Genomic DNA, 10,408 nt, shown 5'->3' with positions numbered 1-10,408 from the left:
CTACCGCTATGTGAGGCTTTATGCTGATTATGGAAATTCCGGCTGGAAGGTGCTGGATGCTTATGTTGAATGGGTCAGCAAGAATTCTCCGGAAGGCTGGCACCGCAAAAAGAAGTACAACTACGGAAATGTACGGCGTATGCCTCAGGAGGATTATCTGGAACTGCTTGTACGTGTAGCGAAACGACAGGCTCCGGGAGTGCATGAAACAGCCGGCAGCTATACGGAGGAACATCTGACTATGATGGAGACTCTGATCCTGTGGGATATTAACAGCGGTAAATCCAACGCACAGATCTGTCAGGAGTTAAATCTGAAACTCTCCACAGTTAAAAGCCATATCTACAGCCTCTATAAAAAGCTGGGAGTTAACAGCAGAGTACAGGCTACTCTAAAGGGAAAAGAACTTGGAATTTTGAAATAAGCAAAGAAAACCTCATACTTAAGTCTGTAGGAATAAAATGGGCTTAAGAGTACAATTTGTAATTGTAAAAAAAGGTAAAAAGGAGGGATGATAGTGAGTAGCAAGCAAGGTGGAAATGATAAGAAACGCTTTCAGCTCTGGCTGGCAGTCATTGTGGTAATTGTGGTTGTTCTGGGTGCTCTGATCGCAGTGAATAAGCACAGCTCGAAGCAGGATGCGTCCACTGAGCAGTCTGCAGAACAGGAGACGAAAGAATCCGCTCAGGTAACCGAGGCAGCAGAGGAATCCGAAGACAGTCAGTCAGCAGAATCGACTGATGAGGAAGAACCTGCAGATACAGCCGAGGAAGATGACACAGGACTGGAATTCCCGTACAAGCTTGATCATAACAGGCTTCGTATCGATTCTCTGTTTCAGTATTCCGGTGTCAATCCGGATGCACAGCTTGAGAACGGTGATGATATAGCCTCCATCCAGCTGAAGAATATTTCTGACCAGTATCTGGAATCAGCAGAGATCTCTGTAGAACTGGATAATGGAACAGCATTTTCATTTACGCTTCAGGACATTCCGGCAGGTAAATCCGTTACTGCATTTGACACAGCGAACACGTCCTATGATGGAAACGCCGGTGTAGCTTACATAGAAGCACAGGCTTCCTATAACGCAGATGCATCTGTAAATGAAGACGCATGTGCAATAACCAAAGACGATCAGGGTGTTCACCTGCAGAATATTTCCGGCGACACACTGAACAACATCCAGGTGAAATATCACAGCATTCTGGATGACATGTACTTCGGTGGATTAAGCTATACTGCAACAGTAGACAGCCTTGCAGTGGACGAGACCACTGTAGTGGATACGTCAGAGGATATGTTGGGAGATGTGGAGATTGTCAGCATTGCTTACTGAAATGGATGAAAATGCTGTAAATGTGCAGGAAGCAGGGACTGGCATTGACAGCAAAAGGACAGCACACAAAAGTGATGCCATCCAGAACAAAAAACCTGCATGCCCGGTCAGACTCCTTACAGAGCACAGACAGGGCGACATTAAAGCAGTGTATGTAAGTACATGGCTTAGAAGGGAGAAAAAGTAGATAATGAAGAAGACTTACGAAAAGCCACAGATCTATATGGAGAGATTTGAGCTGGCGGAGCATATTGCCGGGTGTAATATTTATGAGGATAATACAGATGGAAGCAAAAATGGATACATAGATGGCGAGTGGTTTGACAACATTTTTATTGAGGGCAATATTGTATGCGTAGTGGGAGTGGAAACCTATTGTTATACCAATGGATCTATTTCTAATGCAACGATTAGTTCATAAATAATATGAGTTATGTATTTAAATTTAAAATAGCGGATATTTTGCTGGAAATTCATTTGGAGCATCCAATAATAATAACAGATGGTTTTATACCTTTTTTGTCCCAAAATACAACTTCCAAAGATAAGATTGAAATTATTATCAGTGATAGAGATAAACTTCCGGAGTATTCATCGGAGGAACTATTCAAGAATATAATTTTTTCTGTTCGCGAAGATAAAGATTCTCTTATGAGAACGTACCTTGATCATTTTAAAGATGACAGAGTTTATGCGGTAGGTAAGATAGTTTCTGATACGAAAGAAGAAATCATTTATTTAAAAGGATATGATAAATTCTTTAGTGAAAGCCATAATACATTTTCGCATATTGCATTGGAAGAATTGCTTATTCGCCATGATGCCATGATGTTGCACTCATCTTTTATAAAAACTCAATTTGGGGGAGTCCTATTTTCGGGACCGTCAGGAATTGGAAAATCAACACAGGCAGATTTGTGGGAATGTAATGAAAATGCACGGATTATTAATGGAGACAAAAGCATTTTACGAAAAATTGATGGAAATTGGAAAGCATTTGGTTCACCATATGCCGGGTCTTCCAGATATTTCGTGAATGAATCTAGTGATCTGGCAGCAATTGTAGTTTTGGGAAAGTCAGAGAAATGCAGTATAAAAGAATTGGATAAAGCTGAGGCCTTTCGGAAATTGTATTCACAGATGATAATAAATACCTGGAACAGTGAATATATAATTCATATTTCAGATATGGTTGAGGATTTGATCAAAGAAACAAAGGTATATTATCTTGAATGTACACCTGATATTTTTGCTGTAAAATTGCTTTATGAAACGTTAAAGGAGGGACATATAGATGAAAACAGATGAAATTCTCTATGAGGCACCTTTGACGCAGTATCTCTTACAGAAGGCTCATATAGGAAAAATTCCTATGAATGGAACGTTTGAACTTACACCGGCATGCAATTTTGATTGCCGAATGTGTTATATTCATCAGTCTGCTGAAGAAATAAGAAAAAGCGGAAAAAGCATGAGGACTTTGGAACAATGGAAAAAACTCTCTGATGAAGCAGTGGATGCAGGAATGCTATATTTGCTGCTTACTGGTGGAGAACCGTTAATGTGGAAACACTTTTGGGAGTTATATGAATATCTGGGAACAAAGGGGTTGGTTCTTTCTATCAATACCAATGGTTCACTGATTGATAAAGAAGCGATTGCACATTTTCATAAACAGCCACCTTCCAGAGTAAATATCACCCTGTATGGTGCATCTGAGGATACTTATGAGAGGTTATGCAGGAATGGAAGCGGATTTCAGAAAGTAGTTCATGCTATTGATTTATTGCAGCAGGAAGGAATTTTGGTAAAGCTTAACTGTTCATTGACACCTTATAATGTTCAGGATTTGCCGAAAATGGTTAAATTTGCTGAAGATCGAGGTTTGATTTTGCAGGCTAATGCATATATGTTTCCACCTGTTCGTAAAATGAAACCTGATGCTGTGGAAAGCGGAAGGTTCGAACCGGAAGATGCAGCATATTGGTATTTGGAGAGATATCGTCTGCAGCATTCGTCGGAACGGTATCAGGCTATGCTCAATGATCTTCTTAATGGAAGAACAGAGCCTATGGGTCTGGATGAATCATGTTATGATCCGGTTGATGGTTCAGTAAAATGCAGAGCTGGAAGTGCATCTTTCTGGGCTACATGGGATGGAATGATTCTCCCCTGTGGTATGATGACAGAACCGAGGCTTGAACTGGCCGATAAGTCTTTTAATGAAATTTGGAATGAACTAACGGAAAAAACTGCAAATATCAGGCTTTCTGGAATATGTAGTAAATGTGATAGTTTTAGTATTTGCCATTCATGCGCCGCGATGGCCCTGGCAGAAACTGGTAATTTTCAAAAAGTTCCACGATATCTATGCAGAATGGTGGATTCAATGAAGAAAATTGCTGGAAAACAATTGAAATCTATGACATAAAATATGTCAGGATATATAGTTACATAATTATTTATTAAGGAGGAAGATTATGAAAAGTAAAATGAAACAGATACTGTCTGTTGTAATGACAGTATGCATGTTATCAACAATGGTTCCTCTTACAACTTACGGTGCAGATTTTGACAGTGAGGGATCTACAGTAGTGGCAGAAGATGAAACACCTGTTTCAACGGACGTCAGCGTAAGTGAAGATGGATCATCAAATGTTTCTGACGAATCAGTAGCTGCAGATGATGCATTTCAGAGTGGAGAGGAAGAAGAACTGTTTTCTGCAGAAGAAGAGGATGCATTTAGTGCTGGTACTGAGGAAGAAGAGTTTTCCGATGAGGCACTTGCTACTTCTGCCGGACAGACTGTAGAGGGATATGATAAATCTATAGTTATGGTAGATTGTGGACGCAAGTATTTTTCTGTTAACAGTTTGGAAAAAATTATCGACAGTGCTGCATCAGCAGGAATGCATTCCGTAATGCTCGGAATTGGTAATGATGGATTACGTTTCCTTTTGGATGATATGTCATTAACAGTTGACGGCACTAATTATTCCAGCTACGAAGTGACTCAGGCAATTCATGAGGGTAATGAAAGTTATTACAATTTTGATGTAGATGAATTAACTGAGAATGACATGGATACAATTCTCCAGTATGCAAATACTAAGGGGGTTGAAATAATTCCATTAATTAATAGTCCTGGACATATGGATGCAATTTTATCTGCTATGAAAAAATTGGGACTTAGTAGTGTTGCATATTCAACATCTAAAAGAACTATTGATGTAACAAATTCTACTGCTACAGATTTTACTAAGGCTTTGCTGCTGAAATATATTACATATTTTGCATCCAAAGGTTGCAAGATGTTTAATATGGGTGCAGATGAGTATGGAAATGATGTAAATACTACGCCGCATTTTCAAGATTTGATAAATAATGGTCAGTATAAATATTATGTTCAATATATTAATAATGTTGCACAGATGATAAAAAATGCAAATATGCAGCCGATGGCATTTAATGATGGTATTTATTATAATGAAAACACTTCTAATGATATAAATATAAATACAGATATTGTTATCTGTTATTGGTCAAATGGATGGTATGGATATAAACCTGCATCTGCATCATTTTTAGCTAAAAAAGGATTTAAACTTATTAATACCAATAGTTCTTATTATTGGGTGTTGGGAGGAGATGAGTGTTCTCTTCAGAAAGCAGAGAACTTTGAATATAAAAAATTTAAGCACAGACAAACATGGCTTTGGGAGTCAGACTATGAAATCATTGATAAGCCAGCAGGTGCGATGTTCTGTATTTGGTGTGATAAGCCTGGTAAGTATACGTATGACCAGGTTGCTGATACAGTATCAAGTGTAATCAGTGGTTTTGGCGGTACGTTACCTTTAACTAGTGCAACAAATATTCATAGTAATGTAACACCTTCTGGCACACCAACAATTGAACTTCTTAATGGAACATTAGACAGTGTTAATCAGTCTGCAGAATTAAGACTTTCTAATAATTCAGAAGTAAAATGGTCATCCAGTGATACTAGTGTTGTTTCATTAGAATCAGTTGAAAGGGATTCTTCCGATTCTATAATAGCAACAAGTGTAACGGCTACTGCAAAGGCGGCCGGTGAAGCAATAATTACGGCGGAAACTGGAAATGGTATTCAGTATACTACAACTTTTAATGTTGAGTCATCAGATTCTGATGTGCATGTAACGAATCAGACTATTAAGGTTGGGGTCGGTCAGACAGTAACAGAAGTACAGACCGGTGTAAATAATGAAAATAATACATTGACATCAGAATATGATTCTTCAATTGCGGATGTAACGGTGAAGGGCACTGATGCTGTAGGAAATGATGCAGCATATACTACAGTTGAGTTTACTGGTAGAACAACAGGAACAACTCATTATACAGTAGGAACCGTTCGTTATGAAATTGATGTTATTGATTTAAACGGTATTAGTCAAAATGTTGAATTTTGGATTACCAATGCAAAAGTTAAGGCTAATGGCGCATATAATATGAACATTGTTGCATCTACTGAGGGTGTGTATAGTGCAACAGGTGCGAAATTAAGTGAATTAGTACCGGCTAAGGGTGCAAAAGGCGAATCTGAGACTACTAATATGGTTTTTTGGAAGGGAACACAGTTAACAAGTAGTAATAAGCAGATAGCAGAAGGAAAAGATAAATCTGGCGCGGGTACTGATTTTACATATATCCGTTATTGGGATGGTAAATGGTCTATTTCTTTAGATGGCTCTGAATGGAATAATATTAATACTTCAGATCAAATTGTTGCATATTATTTACAGAAGACAACTGTAACAGAAGAAATTACGACAGAAGTTAAAGACTGGGGAGAGAACCTTAATTGGGTGGCTAGTAATTATGTTTTGGTTGATTACGCTGTAAAATATGAAAGTGGAGATATAATTCCAAGTGAGTTCCCAAATGGAGATAAAACGATAGCATTTCATTGTAATCCAGATGATAAAAATGGTGCTGTTGATCAGGACTATTATTACTGGAAGTCTTGGATGAATTTTAAACGAAATATCGGCCTAATTAGAGCAAAAGAGACTTCAGATTATGAAGTGTATATGATTACATTAACACCTAGCAGTGATGCGATATCAGATTCTATTGCTGACGATACAACTAGCATTAAAAACAAAAACTACAGTTATACTGGAACGGAAAAAGCTGTATGGGTGGATGATGAAAATAACCTTGGAAGATTTGAAAGTAGTGCCTTGCATGCGGTTGGATATCATGTCGGTGGCGAAGCAACTGTTCCAGGACTTTCTATCAGAAATCGACACGGAATGTTAGTTACTTATTATGTTCGTGCTAAAGTAACTGAAGATTCTTTAACAGTCAAATATGCAGATAATACAACAGGAAACGAATTTTATAACTATAATATCAGTGTTAAACAGGGAACATTTTTTGATCAGAAGATTGAGTCTTTAGAAACAGAAATCATAAATGGCAAAAAGTGTCTTAAAAATGGTGGAGTTACCAATATAAGAGGCAATATGCAGTATGTATCACCTGATTTGTCAACAATGCCTGAAATCTCAACGATATATCGAGATAATAACTACAAATGTGTGAAAGTTGTTCGATCTGCAGATGGAAAAACTGTAACATTATATTATGAGTTTAATAATACACATAAGTATGTAATTGATTTTGGACTTCCTTTAAGTATTCCAGGTAGTAAACTTGGTATATCTAATTCTGCATTGAAGACAGCGAAGATTACTGGCTATCAATACGGAAGTGTGAGTGTAAATATAGACGACCCGAAAGATTATAAGTTGGTTTATACACCGAGTGAGGTTTTACCAAAAGTAGAAACGCTAACTGTATCATTGAAAGATGAAGATGGTGAGTTAACTCATAAAATATACATTTATCCTGCGACAACTGTATATTATGAAGAGGGATTTGCTAAGTATTCCGGTTCATGGACAGGTGAAAATAAAGGTCAAGGGACTCAGACTGCATCTGTAGAAAGTTCCGGAAATAATTATGGAAAAGATGATAAATACACAGGTGAAAAGCCTGGACCAAGTAATGGAACTGAGGCTGTTACACGTGTTACTGGCTCAACAGCGACGTTTACTTTTAAAGGTACAGGAATAGATATTTATGCAAATTGTACTAATTCTACAGGTATAGCAACTGTAAGACGTGAAAATGAAACATTAAAGGATGATCAGCATAAAGATGAAAATGGGAACCCCCGCCCTATTGTAAGATTATTAAGCATTGATACTTCTATACAAGCAGGTACTACTGATGCGACAAAGGGACAGATTACAAATGCTTATAATGTACCTGTTGCAAGTATAACGGATTTGGCTTATGATACTTATACAGTGAAAATTACTTTCAGTTCATCTTCTAAAAATAAGAATAAGGAACTTTGGATTGATGGTTTCCGTGTTTATAATACGATGAATAATGATGAAAAAGCAAATGAAGTTTACGCGAAAGATGGAGAAAAATCTCCAACATTTGTGGAACTTCGAAATTGTGCTTTAGCGACATGGAATGTTAAAACTGAAGAAAATAATACTAAATACCATGATCAGATTGAAAAGGCGCTCAGTCAGGTTTATTCCACAACAGACGCTACCACTGGTAATAAAATCGTAAACAACGCTGTTATTATGAGTGATGACAAGCATTATGATGCTGGAGAAGTGCAGGATCTGTTAGATAATGGACCGAAGAATGAAGTTTATCTATATCCTCAACAGACAATTACATTTAATTTAGTTGAGGGTTCTTCGTATCAGATTGGATTGAAAGCTTTAAATAATACGGTTAGCGTAACAGGAGGAAGTGTTGACGGAACCTTTACAAGTAGTACGGATATGTTCTATACTGTTAATAGTGGACAGGTAATTATTAAAAATGACAATCCTAAAGGGAAAAACGCTGGTATACTTGCAATTACCAAGATTAAGCGATTGAATAGTACCAATAATTCACCTAATAATATCTTTGCACCTATTGATGAAAATGCAATTGCGTGTGCTTTTATGAGCTTAGGATATACAAGTGAAACACCGGTACCAAGTGAAACACCAGTACCAAGTGAAACACCGGTACCAAGTGAGACACCAGTACCAAGTGAAACACCAGTACCAAGTGAAACACCGGTACCAAGTGAAACACCAGTACCAAGTGAAACACCGGTACCAAGTGAGACACCAGTACCAAGTGAAACACCAGAAAAACCAGTAAAACTGTCTACACCGAAACTTGAAAAAGTCACTTCTGTAAGCTACAATTCTGTGAAAGTAACTTGGAGCAAAGTGAAGAATGCAGATGGATACCGTGTTTATATGAAGAAAAGTGGTAAGTGGAAACTTCTTGGAAAGGTTAATGCTACATCTTATATATGCAAAGGCTTACAGATGGGTAAGAAGTATACATTCACTGTCAGAGCATATAAGAAAACCAAAGATGGAGTAGTTCTGAGTGCATATAATAAGAAGGGAGTTTCAGGAATTCCTAAATTAAGTACACCAGTACTGAAGAGTGCAAAGAAATCTGCTTCCGGTGTGACCTTTACATGGAAAAAGACTGCAGGTGCAACAGGATATGTTGTTTACCGTAAAGCAAATAACGGAGCATGGAGAGTTGCAGGAAAAGTAACAAAAGGAACAGTTTACAAAGATACTTCTGTTAAAAAGAATGTAAAATACACTTACACTGTAAGAGCATTCCGTAAATCTGGCATTGTTAATATTTATAGTAATTATGATCAAAATGGTCTTAGTGTTAAATAATAACATGTTTTAAAAACATAAGAAAGTGCCGCGAAATCATTCAAAATAAGATGATGGAGTGGCATTTTCTTTAAAGCATAAAGTAATATAGTACTATAATGATTCCGTATAGGGGTCTTGGGGTCAGGTACACGAAAATGGAGATAAAAGTTTTCTGAAATAATTATAAAGTGTAAATCAACACATAAAAGATACAGGGCATTGGGGTCAGACACCACGAGAGATGAATAAAGAAACTAACTCAGCTCTAAAAGCTGTATAAAAGAAATCTAAAGTATCTTGCAGAGACTTATCATAAGTGATATAATTCCAGAAAATAAAGAGAATGAGTAATAAAGGGAAGTGTGATATGCGTATGTATTGCAAAAACAGTACAACCGTAAATAGTACAACAACACACGTCGTAAATTATAAAAATTGCATTATTGTAATTAAGAATGTTCCATGCCTTGAATGTGAGCAGTGTGGAGAAAAATATTATACGGACGAAGTTGCTGAACGCCTTGAAGCGATTGTAAATATGGCAAAGAAATTGATGCAGGAAATTACTGTTATTGACTATCCACAGGTAGCCTAATAATCTTCTATATTTTTATTGCATTTCTTCTGAAAATACCGTATATAAGACTATGAGGAGACCATGAGGGATCAGAACCATGAGAGACAAATAAAGAAACTAAATCAGTCCTAAAAGCTGTATAAAAGAAATCTAAAGTATCTTGCAGAGACTTATCATAAGTGATATGAAGATTCAGGAAACAGTATTGAATAAATCGGCAGAAACGATCCGGCTGCTGGTAGAAGAAAGACATAATCAGAAGATGACCCAGCAGGAGATCTCAGATATAACAGGGATACAGCCATTAAATCTGGCACGTTTTGAAAGCGGCGGCAGGGTACCGACACTGATTGTATTGGAAAAATATGCTAATGCACTTGGAAAGCATATTGAAATAAAAATCTGTGATGACTGACAGATTTTTGTTTCAATATAATTATCAATGATAATATTACGAAATATAACAGAAAATGAGGTGAGAAGAATCACAAGAAAATTAAGAATCTGAATACCGATGCAGTCTGTACCATCATGCGGGCAGACGGAACTGTCCTGGGAAGAAAATTTATCGATCATCCCAGTGAAAAAGACCGGATGTACCGCACACTGGGACAGATCCGCAGATCCCAGAGGGAACATGGCTCCGCGCAGACACAGGGAAGATGGGCATATACGAAACGTCTGAACACAGAACTGGGCAAAAAGATTGCAGGTGCAATTGTAAGA

At 37.4% G+C, this 10,408-nt stretch carries 9 protein-coding genes and 1 pseudogene; all 10 read left to right on the top strand.

Features of this window, described 5'->3' with window-relative positions; genetic code table 11:
• Positions 1–424 (top strand): helix-turn-helix transcriptional regulator (locus ACTNES_RS16930; protein ID WP_441040182.1); only part of this gene is annotated, 424 nt, incomplete at its 5' end.
• A 93-nt stretch (positions 425–517) separates the two neighbouring features.
• A complete protein-coding gene (locus ACTNES_RS16925; RefSeq protein ID WP_441040181.1) occupies positions 518–1,339 on the top strand; it encodes a hypothetical protein in 822 nt (273 codons plus the stop codon).
• Positions 1,320–1,526: a hypothetical protein gene (locus ACTNES_RS16920; RefSeq protein ID WP_441040180.1), complete on the top strand. Its 207-nt coding sequence runs from the start codon at positions 1,320–1,322 to the stop codon at positions 1,524–1,526. The genes ACTNES_RS16925 and ACTNES_RS16920 overlap by 20 nt, the downstream gene beginning before the upstream one ends.
• Positions 1,527–1,529: 3 nt before the next feature.
• Positions 1,530–1,760: a hypothetical protein gene (locus ACTNES_RS16915; RefSeq protein ID WP_441040179.1), complete on the top strand. Its 231-nt coding sequence runs from the start codon at positions 1,530–1,532 to the stop codon at positions 1,758–1,760.
• Between the two features lie 5 nt (positions 1,761–1,765).
• Positions 1,766–2,647, top strand: a complete 882-nt coding sequence (locus ACTNES_RS16910) for a hypothetical protein (RefSeq protein ID WP_441040178.1) — start codon at positions 1,766–1,768, stop codon at positions 2,645–2,647.
• Entirely contained in the window at positions 2,634–3,770 is a 1,137-nt protein-coding gene (locus ACTNES_RS16905) for a radical SAM protein (RefSeq protein WP_441040177.1), read from the top strand. The genes ACTNES_RS16910 and ACTNES_RS16905 overlap by 14 nt, the downstream gene beginning before the upstream one ends.
• Before the next feature lie 49 nt (positions 3,771–3,819).
• Entirely contained in the window at positions 3,820–9,123 is a 5,304-nt protein-coding gene (locus ACTNES_RS16900; protein ID WP_441040176.1) for a family 20 glycosylhydrolase, read from the top strand.
• A 349-nt stretch (positions 9,124–9,472) separates the two neighbouring features.
• A complete protein-coding gene (locus ACTNES_RS16895; protein WP_441040183.1) occupies positions 9,473–9,700 on the top strand; it encodes a type II toxin-antitoxin system MqsA family antitoxin in 228 nt (75 codons plus the stop codon).
• Positions 9,701–9,887: 187 nt separating this feature from the next.
• Complete coding sequence (locus ACTNES_RS16890) at positions 9,888–10,097, top strand: helix-turn-helix domain-containing protein (RefSeq protein ID WP_441040175.1); 210 nt, start codon at positions 9,888–9,890, stop codon at positions 10,095–10,097.
• Positions 10,098–10,213: 116 nt separating this feature from the next.
• Positions 10,214–10,408: pseudogene (locus tag ACTNES_RS16885) on the top strand (IS200/IS605 family accessory protein TnpB-related protein); the annotation flags it as partial.

The organism is Blautia sp. HCP3S3_D9, assembly GCF_052063845.1.
Lineage (GTDB): Bacteria > Bacillota > Clostridia > Lachnospirales > Lachnospiraceae > Blautia_A.
Note: the sequence above shows the minus strand (reverse complement) of the source record. Positions and strands in the feature narration are given on the sequence as shown.